This window comes from Bacillota bacterium (genome assembly GCA_012839765.1).
Classification (GTDB): Bacteria; Bacillota; Limnochordia; order DUMW01; family DUMW01; genus DUMW01.
Genome location: DUMW01000068.1, coordinates 32062 through 53371, shown reverse-complemented (window position 1 = coordinate 53371; position 21310 = coordinate 32062). Strand labels below are relative to the sequence as shown.

The window sequence follows — 21310 nt, the reverse complement described above, 5'->3', positions numbered from 1 at the left end:
CATCCCCTCGTCGAAGCCTTGCTCCCCAGTGCAACCAGTAAGTCAGCATTCAGGTTCCGGGCTTTACTTGTGTGTACTGAAAATGACCTATAATTTTTTGTTTCCCGGGCAGGAATTCCCTCAATGATGAAGAATTAGTGTCTATGAAAACGAATGCGTAAAGGAAATCACAGGCAACCATTTGGATTACTGGCGTACTTCTATTTGTCGAGTTGTTAACGGACAGGCGCATGTTTGGTTGGTCAGTGGAAAGTACATAGCACGAAAGGTTCCGGCAGTAGTGTCTTTTTGGTCTATGGGTGGGACATAAGAAGCGTTGCTTGGATATCGACGGTAAGGTCCTATCCATGATGCTGGGGCCTTGATGGCTACCGAGGGTTGGTTTTCGTTGACAGTTCTTCTAAGTTGAGAACAGAGGGAGTATGAGGGTGTTACTCAAGGGGGTCTTGGTATGTCATTGAATGTGGGTGTTGTTGGTGTAGGTGTGCGGGGCAGGCACAGTCTGGAGCAGATGTTGGCCAAGGTGGACGGTGTACGTATTGGGCTTGTGAGCATGTACCCGGCCACGAATCCAGTCCTTTTGGAAGGTTTCACCGAGGAGGGGGCAAGAAAGTACGCCGCCAATTTGGGTGCTCAGTATGTTGAAGACTGGCGCGAGGTTGTCCATAGCCCGGACGTGGATATCATCAGTGTGATGGTGGAGCCAGGGGTCGCCTATCCGGTAATTATGGAAGCAATTGGCGCGGGGAAACATGTCCTGTGTGACAAGCCGATGGTGAAAAGCCCCGCAGAAGCGGAAGCCGTGCGCCAGGCCGTAGCCGAAAGCGGACTTCAACTAATGGTGTTCCTTTGGGGCAGGTACCTGCCTCCTTTCAGGGATCTCAAGAAACAGGTAGAGGAGGGTGCAATCGGCAATCCCATTGCGGTTTCCATGGAGTTTCTCATGGCTAACGGGCCGCTAGCTGGTTTTACCGCTTCTGCAGAATATCTGCAGGGCTATGGCGGCGGTGACCTGGTTACTTTCGGCTGCTATGGGGTGGACTACATCTGTTGGCTGTTGGGCGAACCCCAGGCCCTGCAGGCTAGATCCTATCCATATTTTTACCCCGACTACCAAGCGGTGGGAATGGACTCCTTTGGTTTCTTGGGGATCGAGTTTAAGAATGGCGGTATCGGTAATCTGATCACCGGCCGGACTCCCGGTAGTTTCCCCATAATCCGGGTGAATGTGACCGGAGAAACCGGAGTACTCCGGGCCGAGGCGAATCTAAAGGCGCCGGGGCTGGTGAGCGGTGCGCAAATGGAGATGGTCACCGATTTCATTTCCAGCATCCGTAGTAACAAGCCCATAGGGAATCTGCCCGGGAGCCTGGAAGGCTGTTATGTGGCACGGGTCCTCAGTGGGGCTTACGAGGCGATCGGAACTGAAAGGACAGTACTTGTCTAATTACCAGTAGGGAGGAAAAACACGATGACTAGTTTAGGCGTAGCTGTAGTCGGCGCTGGTGGGGCAAATATCGCTACGGCCAACCATCTGCCTGCCATAAAGCGAATACCGGAATTAGAACTTGTCCTATTGATGGACAAGAATCCTAAGGTGAAAGAATACGCAGAGACCTATGACGCCGAATGGACTTTGGATTTCGATGCTGTCTTGGAGCGGGATGACGTACATATTGTGCATATTTGTTCTCCGGACTGGCTTCATGCGGAACAGACCATTCGGGCGTTAGAGGCAGGCAAGCACGTACTATGCGAAAAACCCATGGCCTTGTCGATTAGTGACGCGCGGGCCATGCTAGAAGCTGCAAAGCGGAACAACAGGAAGCTGCAGATCATGGCGAACTACCGCTGGTTTCCGGGGTGGAATTATGTTAAAGAGGTGGTGGAATCCGGGCGGCTCGGTAAGCTTAGGCACATTAAATACATCATTCAAAAACCGTTCTTCAGCTACCCGCCGGACAGCCCTTACCGGAAGAAGTGGACTGGCGGTCAGTTCATTCACAATGGCGTGCACTATGTGGACCTTATCTGCTACTTTTTGGAGTCGCTACCGATAGATGTGGCCGCGCTAACTCGTTCCTATTATCCCACTAGCGACCGCTTGGAGACAGACAATTACATTCTTTGTTCTATGCTGATGGAAAACGGTGCCTCTGCCGTTTGTGAGATGAACCTGTGTGTGAAACCAGACACGCCGCCCTTTGAACGCATGGTATTAATCGGTGAGAAGGATAACCTTGATATTTCACTGCTAGCAGGGTCTCCCTCTGTGTACACAGGTGATGGATACGCTCCGGTAACCTTACCGCCGAAGGATCCCGTTGAATCTTTCCGGCTTCTGATTAGGAACTTTATGGAAAGCATCCTTGGCGAGACAAAGCAGGCTATTCCGCCGGAGTTTTCATTGCGGGTTTTTGAAGCCTGTGTTGGTGCGTTGATGGCAGCGGAAGAAACGAGGACGATCAAGTTGCCTGTGGCGGAAGCATAGAAAGGGCACTGCTTCCTTTGGGGAGATACCCTTGTCTAGATGATCAGGGATGCTATGGGAGTCTTGCGGTCATCACAATGGCTGATGGGTAACAACGGACTACTGTAAGAAATAGCGGCTGAACAGTGAAGATGGGTTCAGATCCGGAAGAGGTGAAATGGCTTGACTAGAAGAATACCCTGGATATTGGGTATTGTTCCTTTGTTGACATTGGTCTTCACAGTAGCTGTGCTCAACCCTTGTTGTGTTTCCGCTGCTCCCTTGGTAGAGGCCGTCGGTGATTCGTTGCCGGTTATCACCGAGACCGAGACGGGTTGGATCCTTGAGAACAGCCGGTTTACCTGTTTTGTTACCAGAGAGAACGGGAGCATTACCAGCTTCAAGGTCCGCCAGAATGCGGAGGAGTTGTTGCAGGCTCCGGCAAGGTTTATGCTTGGCAACTGGGATAAGGTAACCGTCGTTGGGAGTATGGTGGAAGACACCACTGCCGGTGCGGTCCTGACTTTAACCTGCCGTAATGATGATAGGGGTTCAGTAATCAAAATGACCTACATCCTGGACGACAATCATCTGGTCTGGCAGTTAGACGGGAAGCTGAGCGAAGGGCAGCAGTCGGTCTGGTTCCGATTTCCTCTGCAAGGACTAGACGAGCAGTGGCAGGTTTTCGCCCCCCACCATGCAGCTCCCTTTTCGGTTTTAGGACCGATTCCTACGCTTCAGTACGGCACTGCCAGCCCCGAAACTTTGAGCCTGCCCATGTTGACGGCTTTTTCCCAGGCTCAAGATATTGGCTTGACCTTTATTGTGCCCTTTGAAAGCGCGGATCTGTCCGGTAACAGCCTCAGTTTCTACTGCAACCCATTCAGTGTTAACACAGTCAGTGTCCTAAATGAGAAACCCTGGGAAAATGATGGTTCACTGTATGCCGCAATGGTCATCGTGGGTCATGAGGGGGACTTTCGTCCCGGCCTAGGGTGGATGTATGAAGCATATAACGACTATTTTCGCCTGTCGGATCCTGGAGTGGCCGGGTTTTCGTCCGTCGGTGGAAAACGGGACGTTCAAACGATCGCAGGACTCGTGGACTTGGGACTGCGTTGGCGGGTGGTGAACACCGATGGTTTGACCGGTGGCTATGGACTTTGGATTCCTGATTTTCTCACCAATTCCAACAAGAGAGCGATCAATGAGATAAGGGAAGAGCTTAAGATACTGCGGGAGTTTGGTGTAAAGAGCTTCCTATATATGCAGTCCTACAAGTGTTCACATCTGTCTTTGGTGGAACTGCGCTGGTCCGATTCGATTCGGGGAGAACGCCCAGAGATCAGTGCCGGCGGGGTGACGATGAATGATTCGCCCGGGACTTCATGGTACGACCACATCATCGAACAGGTACATCGGATGCTGGAGACCTTCCCTGAGGCAGACGGTCTATATTGGGACTGGGCCGGGGATACCAATCCTGAGCTTTTGGCGGAGGTGGCGGGTATTGTTGCTGACCAAGGAAAGCTCTTGGTGGGCAACAACCCCTTCGGGCGGACTTGGCGGTACTTGGCCAACGGCCTTGCAGAAGTGAATACACGCAACCTGGGCACCCTTCAGTACCTAGGGCTTGGTCATCCCATCAACTACCTGCCCGTATATTACGACGGCCTTCCTGAAGTTCCGGGGAATGAGATCATTGCGGTGGGTAAGCCCCGTAATGCTGAAAGGGACTTGAAGGCTTGTCTGTTGACTGGTAGCTTTCTCATGTTCCAATATGAATTTCCCTACGTAGGGGACAGCTTCGAACTGTTTACAAGGTATCGACCTCTGTTTGATGAATTGAGGTTGCGGGAATGGGTTTTTTCTGCTAATCCGCTGAGGCTTCCACCCTCTGTGGAGGGGAACATCTTTAAGACACCAGAGGGCAATTACCTTATCACCCTTGTTTCGCCAGAGGTCTCCTACTTTGATCCTGACCCTGCAGGATCCGAAGTTGCAGTTGGTGTCAATCTCTTGGATGGTGGCAAGATCGTCGAGGCCTACCAGCTTTCTGTGGATTTCGGAGAGCAAATACCGGTGGCAGTGGAACAGGACGGGAGTGCTGTAAATGTGGTACTATCAAGGTATAAGTCTGCCTCTTTGGTGAAGCTCGTGGTGGAATGAATAGGTTGTAAGAAGGGGAAGTGGTTCAATGGTTACTGTGAAAGACGTGGCCAGAGAAGCAAAGGTGTCCCCGGCGACGGTGTCGAGAGTGCTCTCGAAGAGTGCATACGTCAGCCCGGAGAAGCGGGAGCGGGTCCTAGCTGCAATGCGCAAGTTGGGTTATGTCCCCAACCTGGCGGCCCAATCCTTGCGGGGCAATGAGCCCTTTGCCGGAGGTATGCTGCGCGGGATTGGGGTGATTGTAAGTAGCGGGGCCTTAAGGTTCTCCCATGAGTTCTTCGCGCCGATCCTTGATGGGATTCACATGGAATTGAAGAATCAACAGCAGCTCTTGGCGTTTAGCCGACAGATCGACGAGTTTGCCAATGATCCCTGGCTACTAAACCTTTTGAGCCCAGAAGCGTGTACTGGATTAATCTTTGTGGGGTGTTCCCCCTATAATGATAAGATCCTTACCCAGGTCATCGATTGGGAGATTCCGGTGGTGCTGGTGGAGTTTACCTACAAAGGCCTGGATGCGGTAATCGCAGATAAACGGGACGGTATGCGACAGGCGGTTTGTCATCTGGTATCCCTGGGACATAAGAGGCTGATTTATGTAGGTCCTAGGGATGAAAGGGCCGAGAGTTTTGAGCAGGCGGTGCTCAGTGCAGGGTTAGAGTTTGGTGACGACTCCGTCGTGGAAGCGCCCTTTTCCATGGCTAGGGCGTATGAAGTCTTTCGTGGTGTGCTGGGGCGAAAGGACTTTACAGGGATCGTGGCTGCCTGTGACACCGTGGCCATCGGTGTGATCCGGGCGATCCATGATGCGGGGTTGTCTGTGCCCGAAGACCTGTCGGTAATCGGTTTCGACGACCTGCTTGTGGCGTCTTTTCTGACGCCCCGGCTTACGACGGTCGCGGTGAACAAAGTGGAACTGGGAAGATACGCGGTAAGACGGCTTATCGACAAGCTAGAGATGGAGGGTTCCTCTGGTACCATCACCATTTGTCCTGTACATTTGGTGGTTCGGGAATCCACCAGTCCACCTAGGACTTGAGTGTCAGATAGGGTACGGTTTCAATGTTACGGAATTTTCCAAGTACGGTGCAGACCGGGAACGGGCAAAGAACCGGCTTGAGGCAGCTGCGTCTAGCGGGATGAAGATCCTACTATTTGACGACTATGCGGCGCGCAACGGTTTTGTTGACCATCTAGGCGGTACCATTGCGGAGTTTAGGGCAGACCCTGCTTTACTCGGCTGGTACTTGGCCGATGAACCACAGCACTACGGGATCACTCCCGATGCTGCCCTGCGGCTGAACGAGAGATTTAGGCAGGATGATCCGTCTCACCCTGTGGTCATCGTTCACAGTGTGCCGAATCTGTACCGGGCCTATGCGCCGGCCTGTGATGTGATGATGGTAGACATCTATCCCATAGGTTACCAGCCGATCTGTGTGATTGCCGAAGGTATCAAGGAAGCGAGGACCGTCGTCAAGGACGAAAAGCCGGTGTGGGCGGTTATTCAGATGCATCAGAACATCTACGTGCCGCGACGCGGACCGACGGCCCGGGAAGTGCGCGCCATGACCTATCTGGCGCTCTGCAGTGGCGCCAAAGGTATTTTCTTTTTTGCCTAGGAGAGTGAAGAGGAAGGGGGGCGAGTGGAGGACACTAACCCGGAAGTCTGGGCTGAAGTCTTGCGCCTAGCTGGAGAACTGAAGAAGTACGGGTCTGCTTTCCTGGCCTCGGAGCCAGAACAAACAGTGTATCTTACCAGTCCCACCGTTTGGTCCTTGCGGTACGTTCTAAGAGAGCTGGATGGAGAGAAGCTACTGTTCACGGTGAATCCCTGGGATAAGACCTTTCAAGCTAGGTTCCGGATCGCTGAGGAGGTGGATACCCTGACGGTAGTGGATGAAGATCGCGTTGTTGTCGAGGATCAGGTATTCGTAGACACTTTTGAACCACACGATGTGCATATATACAAGATTGGCTGAGATTCAATAAAGGCGTCGTTGCGGGAGTCTTCCGAAACAGGATCAATAGACAGATTTTAGTAAAAAAGGGAGACTATAGCGTACTTCAGACTGTCTTAGTCTGAAGTATAGAAAAAAGTTTCCTGACTAATGTTTTCTGAGGAATCCGACTACTTGCGGTGGGAGGGAAAAGAGGCCCGTCTCACCGTAAGTTGGTGGGTGCAGGTTCTATTACTGAAAGGAATAGGGAGGAACGGTTGTGATGCTGAAAGGATTTCGCCTGATGCTATTGTTAATTGTGGTGCTTTGCTGCACAAGTGTTGGTTCTGCTGGGGTACTTTTCTATGATGATTTCAGTGGTTACCCTCAGGATATTGACCAACAGTCGACCTGGATTACGAACATTTATGAGACAGCTGCCGAGTGGAGCATCGAAGATCAGGTGTTGATCGGACGTGCTACCAGCGGTGCTGGTGCTGTGGCCGTTACCGGCAGTTCTCAATGGAAAGACTATGTTTTGGAGGCGGAGTTCAAGTTTGAGAAGGATGCCGTAAGGCAGTATGCGGCTTTCCTTGTAAGGTTCTCTCCGCCGGGAACGTACCACCCCATCTATGGTGTGGGATATGTCTTCAGCGTGAGCCCCTGGGGGGTTGAACTGCACAAGGTCGATCCAGACTGGCGCAAGCTGAGCTCCGTGATGTATCCAGCGGCGCCTCGCCTTGATGTGGACGCATGGCACCGGGTACGGGTGGAGGTCCAGGGTGGATCAATTAAGTGTTATGTAAACGACAGATTACTGGTTGACGAGTGGGATGGAAGCTTTGGTGAGGGCATGGTCGGCGTGCGGGTTGTGGACCATTGCACCACCTACTTCCGCAATGTGGCCGTATACAGCTTAGATGACGATACCCAAGAGAGTGAGCCTGAGCCAGGTTCCAGTTTTTCCGGTCAAGGTTCTGTGGTGAGCTTCAGTGAGGACAATGCCCTTTTGATTGACGGGGAACCCGTTTTTCCCATTGGACTTTATCGGATGCCAGCCAGTCGGGAGATGGTCAGCTATGGGTTTAATGTTACCGATATTAGCAAGTACAACCAGGATCGGCAATTGGTAAAGGCAGTCCTCGATGCTGCAGAGGAAGCCGGAATCAAAGTCCTGGTGCACGATGATTATGCAGCGCGGCGAGGACATCTTACCCACTTGGAAGAGACCGTACTGGAGTTTAGGGATCATCCCGCGTTACTGACTTGGTATGTGGCTGACGAACCACAGGTTTACGGGATTAAGCCTGAGGATGCCCAGCGTCTGAACGATACCATCAAGCAGCTAGATCCGTACCATCCTACATACATCGTTCATAATGTCCCGGACCTGTATGCGGCCTATGCCCCTGCCTGCGATATCATGGCGCTAGATATCTACCCGATACCCGATCGTCCCATCACGGTGATTGCCGAAGGTATTATGCAGGCCCGCAGGGTAGTGGAGGACCAGAAACCTGTCTGGGCGATCATCCAGACGCACCGCAATGTGAATGTGCCCAGGAGAGGGCCGACTCCTGAGGAATTGCGTGCCATGACCTATCTGGCCGTTACTCACGGAGCCAAAGGGATTTACTTCTTTGCCTACTCATCGGAAGAAGAGGGGGGGCGGCTGCAAGATACTAACCCGGTCCTCTGGCGGGAATTGGTAAAGCTCACCAAGGAGCTACAGGAACTGTCCCCGGTGATCCTTTCCATTGGACTGGATAACCCGGTCGTCTTGGAAAATGGGCTCCATTATATCACAACCGAGTATGCAGGGAATCTCTGGGTGTTTGTGGTCAACACCACGGAAAAGGAGGTGAGGATGGAAATAGAGATGATTGTACCTGATGATGTGGAGGCAGAAATCGTCCATGAAGGAAGAAGCGTACGGTTGGTGAACGGTTCTTTGGTGGATAGCTTTGGGCCTTACGATGTGCGAATTTACCGGATTCCTCTAAACTAATGATTCCGTGAAAGAAAAGAGAATGACCAAATGCTACGTGGACGAGTTCTTGGAATCGCTCTGACTCTGATTATGCTGATCGCTGGGTTTGGCTGTGTTCAGATTGCCGAAGAAAATGATGAAATCGCCGGGTACATTGCCATCTGGCTAGCCGATGAGGGTAGTGGTGATGTCTTGCTGGATTCGTCGGGAAATGACAACCATGGGTCGGTGGCGAATACCGAGTGGGAAGAGGGGAAAAACGGTTACGCCCTTCGCATTACCGAAGCTAGTATTGTCAGTATTCCGTATAGCGATGACTTTGCTGCCATGGCAGAGGAATTTACCATTGAAGCTTGGGTGCACATGTTCAGTTACAAGCCTTGGGATCGGATCTTTGAAGCGGGTGCCATCAACCTACGCGTTGAAGAAAGCGGGAAACTGGCTACACAAGTCCATGTGAACGGCAACTCCATGATTTCCACGAGTAAGGATGTGATTCCCTTAAACACCTGGACCCACGTGGCCGTAACCTATTCAAAAAAGGAGGCGGAACCAGCCGTACGCTTGTATATCAACGGCGTGGAAGTCTCCGAGTACGATTCGCTGGCTAAGCCTGCAGCCATCGATCCCATTGCCCCGGGAACGACGATGTTCATTGGTCGTTCTGCCTTAAGCGGTAACAACAGGTATATCGATGGCCTTGTGGATGAAGTCAAGATTTCCAGTGTCGTGAGGGATTATCTGGAAAGACGGTAGCGAACTGAAGGATAGTCTCACGAAGAAAAGGTATAGTCCTAGGAGGGAACAAGATGGGGTCAAGACAAGTGTTTAGTCTTTTGGTCCTGTTTGTGACCCTTAGTTTCGCCCTAGGCAGTGTAGACGCTAAGATCGTTTTCAGTGCACGGGACGACTACAAGTTGAACCAGCTTTATACGAAGATCCTGGACGCGTTCCGGGAGGAATGCCCTGAGATTGAGGTAGTTTACGAACCGTTGTCGGGGTTGTGGTATGAGCAATTCATGATCCGCCTGATGGGAGGCACAGCTCCAGACGTTATGGCTTCGCCCGTCCCGGAATATCGGGGTTTCATCCTCGACGGCATTGTTGCTCCTTTGGATGACTATGCGTTTGATTTGTCGGCCCACGTGCCGCTGGCGGTCAATGATATTTCCTATCAAGGGAAACTGTACGGGATCGGGTTTTATGTCATTCCCCGCGCTTGGGTTTTCAACGCAGATCTCTTCCAGGAAGCTGCGGTGCCATATCCCGATCTCGATTTTTCTTGGGACGACATTGTCAGCCACGGTACCAAGTTAACCATTGACAGGACAGGGGACGGAGTGCCGGATGTTTGGGCGGTGAATAACTATGGGATCGCTACGTGAACCTGGGAACCGATCTTGGCTTCCTTTGGTGGCTCCATGTTCAACGATTACACCCATCCTACGGAGTTTACGATGCACCGGCCAGGGGCGCTCGAGGGAATGCAGTTCTATGTGGACCTTAGTGTCATGCAAGGGGTTGCCCCTCGCCTGTTTCCGCCCCAAGGACAGAACCTGCTAAATATTTCCGCAGGTAACGTCGCCATTGCCGGTGAAGCGGCCCCGCCCACGCTGCAACCGCCCAAGTTCGATTATGACATCAGGCTGATGGCCAGCCCGCGGGGACCCAATGGGCGGTATATCCGGGCGGCAATGGAAGTCCTCTGGATACCGGCCACCAGCCGGAATAAGGACGAGGCTTGGAAACTGATTGAGTTCATGGCTGGGCCTGTAGCCCAGCGGATCTTGGCGGAAGAGTACGACGGAGCTTTGCCTGTTAGCATTAGTACGATCATGGACTACATGACGCCCGAGTGGCCGATTCATCTCATCCTGGAAGAATCGACGACCTTGACCAGCAGTGCCCCGATGGGTCTTATTGGCCCGATCTTGGAGCAAGAGTTCAAGCGGGTGTTCTGGGGTGAGATCACCGTGGCCAGTGCCGTAGAAGCGGTAAAACCGCAGATCGATGCTATCCTACGGGGAGAGTAGACTGGCTTTACGGAGACTATGTTAGTGTTCTAGAATCTCATATAGTGTAGTGGAGAAGAGACCGCCTACCGGGAGGTAGCCACTGGTTGGGAGTCTGAATGCAGAGTCTCCCAGTTTCCTTGCCGGTAGGCAGTCTTGTCATCTTTTCGTATCTCAGCGTTCTTCAAACCGACGCGATTAGGGCGCGCCGGTTTTATTTAGCGATTGATAGAGAGGATAACGCATTATGTTGATGATTAATGATTGTACCGTAGAGGCCGCTTTCGAGCTTCCCTGGAAGATGAAGATTGGGATTGTCCGCGGGGACAGTAACCCGACGTATCCTACGCTTGACAATACTGATGGTGTTTTGACCGGTGAAACTCAGGGCGTGCGGCTTCGGATCACCCCATCCCCTGATCAGCAGTGGCCACTCCATATCGAGCTTGGGACGAATGGCGCAGAGGAGATCCAGTTGTATTTGTTGCTGGAAGGTGTACAGCATGCGGTGCTGCCCGGCGATAGAAAGCTTGAGTCCGTTGGGTATGGTGCCGGGGGTGGGACAGGAGGACTGGGGGTGCCCTTTGTGGGCCTCGGCGGTGAGGACACTGTGGTGGGCTTCTATTGGGACTGTCTGGTCCACCACCCGGTTGCGCTGCGGAAGGATCAGGAAGGATTGCTGTTGGTCGGTAAGCATATTGGGCACCTGGACAAGCCTTTCAGGATGCGGTTCGGCTTTTCGGAAGGTAGTTCCTTTGACGCAGCATTTCGCAGCCACGCAGAGGGCTTTCCCCACTGGTATGGTGCGGTGGGAGGAGTAGACCTTTCGGAGGGAAACTGGTGGTATGCCGGCGCCGAAGACAATACCGGATTGATGGCGAGTGTAGCCGAGAAGCGTCATCTGCTTGGGCCACAAAGGGTGAGGTTCTATCAGATTCACTGCTATTTCCCCAAGTACGGGGTTTACCAGACCCAGGAAGAAGTGTGGCGGGATATCTACGGACGAGAAACCTCAGTTGAACAGCTGAGGGGAGTCATGGGCTGGTGCCGTCAGGAGGGGATAACGCCATTCCTGTATTTTAACGCAACGGAGTGTCAGTGGCAGTATGCCGAGGAGCACCTCAGTGACTCCATTGCCTGTGATGAAAAGGGCTCACCAATCAAGACTTGGTGGGTGGAAGGGAATCCCAGGGAACACACCTACCTGATGAACCCAGACCCCGCGTATGGCTTTGGAGCCTTTGTACTGCGTCAGGTCCAGCTGGCTATCGAGCGCTATCCGGATCTTGGCGGTATCTTCGTTGATCGGGCGGATTATCGTCATATTGATTACGCCCACGCCGCCCCGGGGATATCCGTTGGTGGGAAGACTGCCTATCCCATCAGTGTAGGTGTTGACAAGCTCCTTACGGCGATCAAAAGGTTGTGCCGAGACGCGGGTAAGTATCTGGTGGTTAATGTACCTTCGGGGGTGGAGACTGCACGTCACGGCGATGGGCTCACTTTGGATGCTGTTTTTCCATGGGTGGTGCAGGCCCGATATATGGCTTGGAATAAGCCGGTTTGGTGGTTGACTTATCCAGTGACCAAAAAGACCGTGGAAAAGGCCATGGCTTACCGTTTGCGGTTAGGCGCCGATTGGGAGCTAAATCTGCCCGAAGAAGACTGGGACGCTGTGGCTGCGCAATAATACATAAACAATTCGGGGTCTTTTGAAAGCTAAATCCTTCGGTACTGCACCACAGTTGACGGTCTTGCGGTTGTCTCTGTAAGATTAACCTAATCGTCACAATTGGGATTACCAAGTGGGTTGACGAGAAGTGCAGTAACGGTGAAAGACAACAGCAGGTTTGCTGCATCCTAGTCCTGCCAGGGTTAGGATGCGGCTGCTCTTTTTGACTGATGGGTCGTCATCTATGGTTTACTAAGAGAATCCCTCTGCTGTTTGCTCACTTCCCGGTCGTACAGTGTAGGGAAGGCGCCTAAAGGCTTTCGACCCAGTACTAGGGTTGCCCGGTGGCCAACATGGCGGAAGAAAGAATGGCCTTTTCTGATTCACATCTCGTGGTTGTCAGAAAAGGCATCAAAGGCAAATCCTTAGGATCTCAATCGCTAACTGTCGGTTTCTAAGCTGAGCTTCTTACCACCAGTTTGGCCGGGGTTTTTACGTAGACTGGTTTGTCCCGGAGATTCAAGAGCCGTTCCTGCAGCAAGCGTACTGCAATTTGGCCCATCAGGGTTAGTTCCATGCGCACCGTGGTCAGAGGGGGATCCATTGATCGGGCGATGCTAATATCTCCAAAGCCCGTCACGGCCATATCCTCAGGCACCCGCACCCCGGCGTCCTTCAAGGCCTTGATGGCGGCCGCAGCCATAATGTCGGAAGACGCGCAGACTGCTGTGGGTGGTGTGGGCAGTTCCACCATTTCCTTGGCGGCCTGATAGGCGCGGTCGTAGAGGTATTCACATTGTCTTATGTACTGATCAGGTGGTGTAATGCCGTGTTCCCCCAGGGCTGCCAGCAGACTGCGCCAACGATGGTCGTTCTCAAAACCCCCGATGAGAGCGATCCGTTGATGACCCTTTGCCACAAGATAATCCACCAGTTCCCTGTTTCCTGTAACATCGTCTTCTTCAATGGAGTCCACTTCTTCTTGCCAAAGGTCACCGTAGGCCACGACGAGGTTTTTCCGGTACTGGGCCAGGATAGTCCGTTCTTTGCCCTCGGGGGTACCAATGATGATGAGACCATTGCCCTGTTCTAGGTAGGCACAGACTTCGTCGACGTAATACTCCCCCTCAAGATTCGTCAGGTATTGTCGGAAACTCACCCGATATCCCAACCGTGTTGCCTCTTCTTCAACACCATTGATGATTGGCAGATGAATAGGCATACTAGCCTGGGTATTGGGAACTTTCAGGGCATAGCCCAGTTCCGCGACTTTGGTCTGTACCGGGGGTAGGGCTTCCTGGGATTGCATGCGCAACTGTCTAGCCTGAAAATTAGGCTGATACCCGTGCTTGGCGGCGATGGCGCGAATACGTTCCACAGTACTTGGACGGAACTTGTCTGCATGGCCTGTATTGAGAATGCGGGAAACTGTGGAAACGGAAACACCTGCTTCTTGCGCAATATCCTTCAGTGTAGCACCCATGGAGCATCACCCTTTTTCTCCCAGATAAGACAAGTGTAACGTTTGCATGTAAGATTGTCAAGGCTGGGCATACTTACTTTTTTGCCGTATGGAGTTTGCCCAAGGCCGGTAACAAGAGGATATAACGGTGGGCAAACGGTGCGGTTCTAACAACACTGTCGGAATGCTGCAAGACTCGTTTTCGGGAATAGAAAGGCGAGCGGAAGACTTCTTCCTCAGCTTTTGCGACTCTACTGAACCAGCATCCACCGACGCCAGGCCAAATTGTTCCGGAAGGAGAGATGGGAGGAGATCAATGACAAGTATTGCAAGTACCTGCGCCCTTTTTCAACAGTTAAACGCGTCTATGGCAAAGCTAACCAAGGTAACAATCTCTTGCCACCGCCTACGGGATGGTTTATAATACTTATTACAATAGGTGGAACGATTGCATCCACAGTCGCATCTTGCTGGATATTGATAGACCCGATTGATGCAATTGGATACAAATTTGTATTCTGATCACGTATCGGCGTTGTCCCCCAAAGGGATTATTCGTTGTATCTGCAATTCTCTACGAGTTTACCACTTTTTGCAGACAGCGTTAGGAAGCGGGGGTGCAACACAAACCAATGTAGTTTTCGATGTGGAAAGAAGAGGCCTTGGATTTACCTGGCAGCGTTCTCATATAGTTGTTTCCGTGGGGTTGTGGAAAACGCCGGAACAGACTCGGAAGGCGTTGCTGCCGTTGTGGTTTTGGTTAGTGAAACCAGTGCTTCTTGCAGCGTTAACGCGGGTACCAGAACCCCAGCGGGATTGGCTGCCTGGAGGTTGGACAATAAGTTGGAAGGGTTTTCTTGGGAAGCCTATGGATCATGGGACGGAGGTGATCGCTGGTTAGCAGCACACTGCGGAGTTATCACATTTGTAAGGAGGATAAGAAATGAAAAAGATACTGTTGACACTTCTTGTGTGTTTGTTGATTGGTACCACTGCCTCTGCTGAAAAGGTCCTAACCCTTTGGCATGGTTGGACCGGAACGCGCACCGCGCTGGTCCGGGAAGTGTTGGATCGCTTTGAGGCGGCTCACCCCGGTGTGAAAGTGGTGGATTCCGTATACGATCCCAATCAGCTGGGTGAACGGCTAATTGCTGCGGTTGTGGCCGGGGTGGCCCCGGACGTATGTATGGTGGGCAACGATCCCTACCTAGGAGAGAAGGGCGCACTATTGGCCTTGAACGAACTGAGTGTAACTAACTATGGGGCAGAGCTGGCCGATCTGATCTATCCTAGCGTGTTGGATCAGGTGACCTATGATGGCCAAGTTTACTACCTGCCCAAACTGATGGGCACCCACCATCTCATCTACTATAACCGTGACCTGTTTGCCGAGGCGGGTTTGGATCCAGATCAACCGCCCACCACCCATAGTGAGCTTTTTACTGTGGCCCAAAGACTTACGCAGAAATCCCCCGATGGTAACCTGATGATGTTGGGGGTGAACGTGACGGGGCACGGAGCGATGAACCGGGCATACAACCTGCTGACTTACCTGGAGCAGTGGGGCAGTACCTTGATATCCCTTGACGATGAGCCCTTGCCGGATTTCCAGCGGGCCGTAGATGTGCTCACCTGGATGCTGGATTTCGACCAGCGGCTGGCGGGCAACGCGGCGGAAAGTGCCAACTTTATCAATCGGAACGGCGGCTACCTCCAGGCCATGATTAATGATCGATTGGCCATGTTTACCGGGGCCGACTATGCTTATTACGAGATCATGAGCAATAGCCCCACATACCCCATCGGTATGGCCCTTAGGCCCCGTCCCGATGGGGAGCCCATCCGAACCAGTGTCGATCCAGCATGGGGTTATGGTATTCCCGCAGGGACGAAGGATGTAGAACTGGCTTGGGAGCTGCTGAAATGGGTGGCGGTGGCACCGGAAGGTGGTGCCTGGTTCATTCAGCAACAGGGTCGTGTCTCCACCTCTCCCGCGGCAAATGCTGATCCCATCAACTTTGAACTGCATCCCTACTGGCCGGTGATTATCAGCGCCGTGGAACACAGTGTGGTGCTCAGCCGCAGGGGTGTCTTCGATATGAACGTAGTGGGTAGTGCCGTGGAAAGGGCGATGAAGGGTGAAGAGGCCCCTGGTAACGCCCTGCTCAAACTTAGAGAAGAATTACAGTTTTTGTTGGAAGAAGGGAGATAGTGTCTTCCCTATTGTCCCTGCAGCCCCTCGTATGGGGGCTGCAGGGCAGAGGGGTCAAGGCGCTACTAACATCGTTACCTATCTGTCATGGGTGGTTCTGTTTGCAGGTCAAAGCCTCCGAACAATCTTGTAGGGAACCATCGTTCCTCCGCCTGTTACCAATCCCTCTGATGATGTTCTTGAAGGTACTGTCGGAACCCCGTATCTAATTAGCCTCGCCTTTATGATTTTGTGTTCGGTGCGAAAGCCGATGGCAATAGGAACTTCCGTCTTTCGTGAGTATCGATCGCCGTAAGCCATCATCTATCTGCAGTTGTTCTTCTCTCCTCGTCTTATCTCCCTAGAATCCTTGTGACCACGTCTTTAGGCATGGTGGTGTCTTGTCCATGCGACCACGCGAAGACTTTGGAAGAGTAACCGAGTAGTTTAGCTCCTATGACCCTTTCAGGCGGTCGAGGGGTGAAACCAAGAAACCCCATTGCCCGTGACTGGTGAAATCTTTACGGGGCATAGCGAATGGACCTTGAAGGATAGTCTTGAATCTTTGCATCCTATGGCTAGAAGTAGATTAGAATGCTGTCTGCTAGGAAAGAACCCCATCCTCCAGAAAATCGCTTCTGACGCCGTTTCCAAGATGGGGCGTCCTTAGTAGTAGACAAGGGTTGACCCGTGGTACAATATGGTTGACGCGAAGGAGGGCACGCGATGGTGGAAGCAGTGGAGAACTTTGTACATTACCTGGCCTTGGAACGGGGGTTGTCGGCGAACACGGTGGATGCCTACCGCAGGGATTTGGAGGACTTTCGTCAGTTTGTGACGGGGGTCGGGTGTTCCTTGTTACAGGTGGATCAAACGGTGATCCTGGCCTATCTTGTGGACCAAAAAAAGCGGGGGTTAAGCTCCGCTACGATGGCCCGGCGAATGAATGCCCTGCGGTCCTTCTATGGTTTCCATCGAAATAGCGGCAACATAACCGAAGATCCCACGGAACAGCTTACAGCCCCTAAACAGGAGCATCTCTTACCGGAGATCCTCTCCATGGAAGAGGTGACCCGCCTGTTGGACCGAATGCCCACCGATACACCCACCCAGATTCGAAACCGCGCCATGCTGGAGGTTTTATACAGTGCAGGCTTGCGGGTTTCGGAATTGATTAACCTCAAGGGGGATGATGTGGACTGGGACGAGGGCTTTATTGTATGTTATGGAAAAGGATCCAGGGAGCGGCTGGTGCCCGTGGGAAATGTAGCTCTACAATGGTTGGAACGGTATGTACAGCGTCGCGGGGAAATCCATCGGCAACCGAAGAGCCAGTGTCTTTTCATCAATCGCTTTGGCAATCGGCTGAGCAGACAGAGTGTTTGGAAGGTGACCAAGGAGGCGGCTAAGATCGCAGGTCTGAGGAAGGAGATTTCGCCCCATACCCTGCGGCACTCCTTTGCGACGCATCTTTTGGAGAACGGTGCAGATCTCCGTTCCGTTCAGGAGATGCTAGGACATGTGGACATTTCCACCACCCAGATTTACACCCACTTAACCAAGGCCCACTTGCGTCAAGCCTATGACCAGACCCATCCCCGGGCCTAAAAGGAGGCACAACCATGTCCAAACGAGCTGTAATCCTAGTGCTAGACGGTGTTGGTGTTGGTGAACTACCCGATGCGGCCGAGTATGGCGATCAAGGCAGCAATACCCTGCGAAATGTGGCCAAGGTCGTAGGTGGATTGCCGTTGCCCCATCTGGAACAGTTAGGCTTGGGGAACATCATAGAGATTTGCGGCGTGAAGACGGTGACTGCACCCCGGGCCTTTTTCGGCAAAATGCAAGAGGTTTCTGCGGGCAAGGATACTACCACCGGTCACTGGGAGATTGCAGGTGTACCGGTCTTTAAACCCTTTCCCACATACCCGGAGGGTTTTCCTGAGGAAGTGGTGGACCGGTTTGTGAAGGCGATCGGGATCGGGATTCTGGGGAACTATCCCGCCTCCGGTACAAAGATTATTGAGGACCTGGGTAGTGAGCATGTGCGAACGGGCAAGCCCATCATTTATACTTCCGCGGACAGTGTCTTTCAGATTGCCGCCCATGAGGAGGTCATTCCCCCAGAGCGACTGTATGAACTGTGCGAGGTGGCAAGAGGGATCTTGGTGGGGGAACACGGGGTAGCCCGGGTGATTGCGCGGCCTTTCATCGGGGATGAAACCACCGGGTACACCCGAACCCCCCGCCGGCGCGACTTCAGCCTGCCACCTCCGGCACCAACGTTGCTAGATATCCTCAGTGAAGCCGGGTACCCGGTCTGTGGAGTGGGGAAGATCCCGGATATCTTCGCCCAGCGGGGCATTACCGAGAAGCTGCCCGGCAAGGATAACCGGGAGATCATCCTCCAAACCGCCGCTTGGCTACAGGACGCGGATCAAGGATTGATCTGGGCTAATTGTGTGGACTTTGATACCCTATACGGCCATCGTAATGATCCAGAGGGATTTGCTAAAGCCTTGGCAGAGGTGGATAGCCTTTTGCCGAAGCTCTTGGGTGTTTTGCGCGACGAGGATTTGTGCATTATCACCGCGGATCACGGTTGTGATCCCACCACTACCAGTACCGATCATTCCCGGGAGTATGTACCCCTTCTTGCCTTTACGCCCAAGCGGGGGTTGGGGAAGAATCTAGGAGTCCGCCAGACCTTTTCCGATGTGGCGGCTACCATCAGTGAATTCTTTGGGCTTATCCCCCGGTTTAATGCCCAAAGTTTCCTGCGGGACATCTTAGGAGGTGGGGCCAGTGCGCGCAGTTGATATCATCCGGGCCAAACGTGATGGCAAGACCCTATCGGCGGAGGAACTGACTTGGCTTGTGAGGGAGTATGGTGCCGGGCGCATCCCCGATTACCAGATGAGTGCCTTTCTGATGGCGGTGTATTTCAACGGACTGACCCCCGAGGAGACACACTTTTTCACACGGGCCATGGTGGAGCAGAGCGACCGTCTGGATTTGCACTGTATTCCCGGGACACCTGTGGACAAGCATTCCACCGGTGGTGTAGGGGACAAGACCACCATTGTGCTGGTCCCTCTTTTGGCTTCCTTGGACGTACCGGTGGTGAAGCTGTCCGGCAGGGGCCTGGGACATACCGGCGGCACCATTGACAAACTGGAATCCATCCCTGGATTCAATACTGCCCTGTCTCCGGAGGAAATCCTAACCCAAGTCCGACGGCTTAAGGCCGTGATGGCCGGCCATACCAAGACCCTTGTACCGGTGGATCAGCGGTTGTACCATTTGCGGGATGTGACCGGGACTGTGGAGAGTTTGCCCCTCATTGCCGCCAGTGTCATGAGTAAGAAGATCGCCAGTGGGGCCCGGGCTTTGGTGTTGGACGTGAAGGTGGGCAGTGGTGCCTTTATGAAGGATCTAGAGAAAGCCCGGACGCTTGCCCAACTGATGGTGGAGATCGGTAGGGCCAGTGACATTAGGACCGTTGCCCTTCTCACGGATATGTCTCAACCCTTGGGCTATGCGGTGGGAAACAGCCTGGAAGTGCGCGAGGCCATCGAGACCCTCAAAGGACGCGGTCCTGAGGATCTCACCCTCCTTTGTGTGGAATTGGCGGCCTGGGCCCTGTTTTTGAGTCGAGGGGTTCAGCTAGATACGGGCCGAAAGCTGGCTCGGGACAACTTGACCAAGGGCGTGGCCTTGGAGAGGTTTATGGCCATTGTTCAAGCCCAGGGAGGAGAGCCAAAGGTTATCTCGGATTACGATCTTTTGCCCCAAAGTGCCTACAAGGAAGAGATCCGGGCCCAAGAGGCTGGCTTTGTCCAGGAGATCGACGCGGAGAAAGTGGGCACTGCCGCGATGCTGCTTGGGGCCGGTCGGGCCACCAAGGAGGATGAGATTGACCTTGGTGCTGGCCTTGAGCTTTTGGTGAAGAGGGGGGCTTATGTTGAGAAGGGGCAGCCCCTCGTCCGGCTTTACACCAACAGGTCCGACACGGTGACGGAGGCGGGCAGACTATTCATCGAAAGCATCGTCATCGGTCCTGCGGTGCCAGCCCAAAGGGAACTCGTCATCGATCACATCGGCTGATCCAAAGTGATAATCCCGCTTGTGGCAGAATATGTTTTAATGCAGGATAACAGCGGGAAGGGGACAGCCATGAGACATCTGACACTTGTTCTGCTCTGCGCTTTGCTGGTGGTGGTCTGTGTACCGGTGGGAGCTTTGGATCTGAAGAGTCCCGCCGCGGTGTTGATGGATGCCAGAAGTGGTCGGATACTCTATGCCCACAATGCCGAAGAACCCCGGGCCATTGCCTCCCTTACTAAGATCATGACTCTAGTGCTGGTTTTGGAGGATGTGGCCGCGGGCGTGGTGAACCTTGATGAACTGGTGGTGGCTTCCCCCTACGCCAGTAGTATGACGGGGACCCGGATCTGGCTTGAACCCTACGAGAAGATGACTGTGAAGGAGTTGATCTATAGTGTGGCGGTGGGTTCTGCCAACGATGGGGCCGTGGCCTTGGCGGAGCACCTGGCCGGTTCCGAGGCAGAGTTTGCCCAAAGGATGAACCAGCGGGCCTTGGAGCTGGGACTTACCAATACCTCCTTCGCCAATGTCACGGGGCTTCCGGCCGAATATACAGCCCAAGAGGCCACCAACTATTCCACCGCTTTGGATCTCGCCAAGCTGTGCCGCCATGCCCTTTCGGTACCGGGGCTTTTGGAAGCTTTGTCCACCTATCATTATTCGGTCCGGGAGGGGCGAAAACCCCAGATTGAACTGTATAACCTCAACAAGCTTTTGGAACGCACGGTGGGGGGCAAGACCTATGGGTACAGCGGTGTGGACGGGTTCAAGACCGGTACCACCACCGAGGCGGGCTACTGCATTGCTGTCACCGCCTTGCGGGACAATTTACGGTTAATCGCTGTGGTCCTGGGGGCGGAGAGTGAAGACCAGCGGCTGCAGGAGGCCTCCTCGCTGTTAGATTACGGTTTTCGCAATTTCCAGGCTCAGTTGGTGACCGCAAAAGGGGATTTCCGGTTGCCGGTGTCGGTGCCTTTGAGTGCCACCGACCAAGTGGATGCGGTCTTGGGTGCCGACTTCTACGTTACCCTGCCCAAGGGCGATACGGGGCAAGTGGAGATGGAAGTGGTGATCCATGAAGACCTGGTGGCCCCCCTGGACCAGGGCCAAGTGATCGGCTATCTGGTCTGTAAGCGGGATGGGGAAGAGTTGGCCCGGGCGGAGCTTTTGGCCAGTGATCCTGTAGAACGGGGTAACATTCTACATATCACCTACTATACCCTGCGGAATATGTTAACAAACTTGTTCCAATAGCAGGAGATATAGACAAAAGAAGGATTATCCCATAGGTAGGCAG

At 53.2% G+C, this 21310-nt stretch carries 17 protein-coding genes; 16 read left to right on the top strand and 1 reads right to left on the bottom strand.

The features are described from left to right. The first annotated feature begins 451 nt into the window (after nucleotides 1-451). The 11 genes from GXX57_06960 (at nucleotide 452) to GXX57_06910 (ending at nucleotide 12271) form a co-directional block, all read left to right on the top strand. Nucleotides 452-1447 (top strand): Gfo/Idh/MocA family oxidoreductase, encoded by a 996-nt coding sequence (locus tag GXX57_06960; protein ID HHV44390.1) that lies wholly within the window; start codon nucleotides 452-454, stop codon nucleotides 1445-1447. 24 nt (nucleotides 1448-1471) lie between these two features. Then, entirely contained in the window at nucleotides 1472-2491 is a 1020-nt protein-coding gene (locus GXX57_06955; GenBank protein HHV44389.1) for a Gfo/Idh/MocA family oxidoreductase, read from the top strand. 162 nt (nucleotides 2492-2653) lie between these two features. Then, nucleotides 2654-4639 (top strand): hypothetical protein, encoded by a 1986-nt coding sequence (locus GXX57_06950; protein HHV44388.1) that lies wholly within the window; start codon nucleotides 2654-2656, stop codon nucleotides 4637-4639. Between the two features lie 28 nt (nucleotides 4640-4667). Beyond that, nucleotides 4668-5678, top strand: coding sequence for a LacI family transcriptional regulator (locus GXX57_06945; GenBank protein HHV44387.1), 1011 nt, complete (start codon nucleotides 4668-4670; stop codon nucleotides 5676-5678). Between the two features lie 100 nt (nucleotides 5679-5778). Further along, complete coding sequence (locus GXX57_06940) at nucleotides 5779-6261, top strand: hypothetical protein (protein ID HHV44386.1); 483 nt, start codon at nucleotides 5779-5781, stop codon at nucleotides 6259-6261. 24 nt (nucleotides 6262-6285) lie between these two features. After that, nucleotides 6286-6621 carry a hypothetical protein gene (locus GXX57_06935; GenBank protein HHV44385.1) on the top strand — a complete coding sequence of 112 codons (336 nt, stop codon included), beginning with the start codon at nucleotides 6286-6288 and terminating at the stop codon, nucleotides 6619-6621. 241 nt (nucleotides 6622-6862) lie between these two features. Further along, the gene (locus tag GXX57_06930) at nucleotides 6863-8587 is read left to right on the top strand and encodes a DUF1080 domain-containing protein (protein ID HHV44384.1); all 1725 of its coding nucleotides are present in this window, start codon (nucleotides 6863-6865) and stop codon (nucleotides 8585-8587) included. Nucleotides 8588-8617: 30 nt separating this feature from the next. Beyond that, nucleotides 8618-9325, top strand: a complete 708-nt coding sequence (locus GXX57_06925; protein ID HHV44383.1) for a LamG domain-containing protein — start codon at nucleotides 8618-8620, stop codon at nucleotides 9323-9325. Nucleotides 9326-9378: 53 nt separating this feature from the next. Next, nucleotides 9379-9954: an extracellular solute-binding protein gene (locus tag GXX57_06920; protein ID HHV44382.1), complete on the top strand. Its 576-nt coding sequence runs from the start codon at nucleotides 9379-9381 to the stop codon at nucleotides 9952-9954. Between the two features lie 15 nt (nucleotides 9955-9969). Further along, a complete protein-coding gene (locus GXX57_06915; protein HHV44381.1) occupies nucleotides 9970-10602 on the top strand; it encodes an extracellular solute-binding protein in 633 nt (210 codons plus the stop codon). Nucleotides 10603-10828: 226 nt separating this feature from the next. After that, the gene (locus GXX57_06910; GenBank protein HHV44380.1) at nucleotides 10829-12271 is read left to right on the top strand and encodes a hypothetical protein; all 1443 of its coding nucleotides are present in this window, start codon (nucleotides 10829-10831) and stop codon (nucleotides 12269-12271) included. A gap of 436 nt (nucleotides 12272-12707) precedes the next feature. Here GXX57_06910 and GXX57_06905 read toward each other — a convergent pair whose 3' ends face one another. Next, entirely contained in the window at nucleotides 12708-13736 is a 1029-nt protein-coding gene (locus GXX57_06905; GenBank protein ID HHV44379.1) for a LacI family transcriptional regulator, read from the bottom strand. 922 nt (nucleotides 13737-14658) lie between these two features. Between GXX57_06905 and GXX57_06900 the strand changes: the two genes are divergently transcribed. From GXX57_06900 to GXX57_06880, 5 genes are all read left to right on the top strand, one after another. Further along, nucleotides 14659-15927: an extracellular solute-binding protein gene (locus tag GXX57_06900; GenBank protein HHV44378.1), complete on the top strand. Its 1269-nt coding sequence runs from the start codon at nucleotides 14659-14661 to the stop codon at nucleotides 15925-15927. A 705-nt stretch (nucleotides 15928-16632) separates the two neighbouring features. Next, nucleotides 16633-17514: a site-specific tyrosine recombinase XerD gene (xerD, locus tag GXX57_06895; protein HHV44377.1), complete on the top strand. Its 882-nt coding sequence runs from the start codon at nucleotides 16633-16635 to the stop codon at nucleotides 17512-17514. A gap of 14 nt (nucleotides 17515-17528) precedes the next feature. Further along, a complete protein-coding gene (locus tag GXX57_06890) occupies nucleotides 17529-18725 on the top strand; it encodes a phosphopentomutase (protein HHV44376.1) in 1197 nt (398 codons plus the stop codon). Beyond that, complete coding sequence (locus GXX57_06885) at nucleotides 18712-20013, top strand: thymidine phosphorylase (protein HHV44375.1); 1302 nt, start codon at nucleotides 18712-18714, stop codon at nucleotides 20011-20013. Before GXX57_06890 ends, GXX57_06885 begins: the two co-directional genes overlap by 14 nt. A gap of 69 nt (nucleotides 20014-20082) precedes the next feature. Continuing rightward, a complete protein-coding gene (locus GXX57_06880) occupies nucleotides 20083-21267 on the top strand; it encodes a D-alanyl-D-alanine carboxypeptidase (protein ID HHV44374.1) in 1185 nt (394 codons plus the stop codon). The last annotated feature ends 43 nt before the right edge of the window (nucleotides 21268-21310 follow it).

Bases quoted from the DNA above. Each gene is read 5' to 3' on its own strand.
- GXX57_06960 (HHV44390.1), top strand. From the start codon at position 452: ATGTCATTGAATGTGGGTGTTGTTGGTGTAGGTGTGCGGGGCAGGCAC.
- GXX57_06940 (HHV44386.1), top strand. From the start codon at position 5,779: ATGAAGATCCTACTATTTGACGACTATGCGGCGCGCAACGGTTTTGTT.
- GXX57_06930 (HHV44384.1), top strand. From the start codon at position 6,863: ATGCTGAAAGGATTTCGCCTGATGCTATTGTTAATTGTGGTGCTTTGC.
- xerD (HHV44377.1), top strand. From the start codon at position 16,633: ATGGTGGAAGCAGTGGAGAACTTTGTACATTACCTGGCCTTGGAACGG.
- GXX57_06955 (HHV44389.1), top strand. From the start codon at position 1,472: ATGACTAGTTTAGGCGTAGCTGTAGTCGGCGCTGGTGGGGCAAATATC.
- GXX57_06920 (HHV44382.1), top strand. From the start codon at position 9,379: ATGGGGTCAAGACAAGTGTTTAGTCTTTTGGTCCTGTTTGTGACCCTT.
- GXX57_06890 (HHV44376.1), top strand. From the start codon at position 17,529: ATGTCCAAACGAGCTGTAATCCTAGTGCTAGACGGTGTTGGTGTTGGT.
- GXX57_06905 (HHV44379.1), bottom strand. From the start codon at position 13,736: ATGGGTGCTACACTGAAGGATATTGCGCAAGAAGCAGGTGTTTCCGTT.
- GXX57_06910 (HHV44380.1), top strand. From the start codon at position 10,829: ATGTTGATGATTAATGATTGTACCGTAGAGGCCGCTTTCGAGCTTCCC.
- GXX57_06900 (HHV44378.1), top strand. From the start codon at position 14,659: ATGAAAAAGATACTGTTGACACTTCTTGTGTGTTTGTTGATTGGTACC.
- GXX57_06945 (HHV44387.1), top strand. From the start codon at position 4,668: ATGGTTACTGTGAAAGACGTGGCCAGAGAAGCAAAGGTGTCCCCGGCG.
- GXX57_06880 (HHV44374.1), top strand. From the start codon at position 20,083: ATGAGACATCTGACACTTGTTCTGCTCTGCGCTTTGCTGGTGGTGGTC.
- GXX57_06925 (HHV44383.1), top strand. From the start codon at position 8,618: ATGCTACGTGGACGAGTTCTTGGAATCGCTCTGACTCTGATTATGCTG.